This window comes from Methylobacterium sp. C33D (assembly GCF_053345825.1).
Genome location: NZ_JBKFAV010000229.1, coordinates 1 through 291 on the forward strand (window position 1 = coordinate 1; position 291 = coordinate 291).

At 76.3% G+C, this 291-nt stretch carries 1 protein-coding gene; it reads left to right on the forward strand.

The genetic code is table 11. From position 1 onward, the window contains the following. Positions 1 to 124: 124 nt before the first annotated feature. On the forward strand, positions 125 to 291 hold a 167-nt coding region (locus ACLBXO_RS32170), incomplete at its 3' end, for an FAD-dependent oxidoreductase (RefSeq protein ID WP_447687964.1).

Consider the following 291-nt stretch of genomic DNA (forward strand, 5'->3'; position numbering starts at 1 on the left):
TGACGTCCCGCTGCCCCGGGTCGCTTCGCTCCGCTCGCGATGGCGGGGCCGCACATCGACCGGAACCCTGGGAAGCCCGACGCCACACTGTCCCGAGTGGGACGCGTCGATCGTGCAGGACACCATGCCGGAGGACACTAACACCGTCTTCGACGTCGCCGTGGTCGGGGCCGGGGCCGCGGGGCTCGCCGCCGCGCTGGCGGCCGCCCGCGAGGGGATCCGCACGGCGCTGGTCGGCCGCCACGCCCCGGTGGCGGACGGGCGGACCGTCGCGCTCCTCGACGGGTCGGT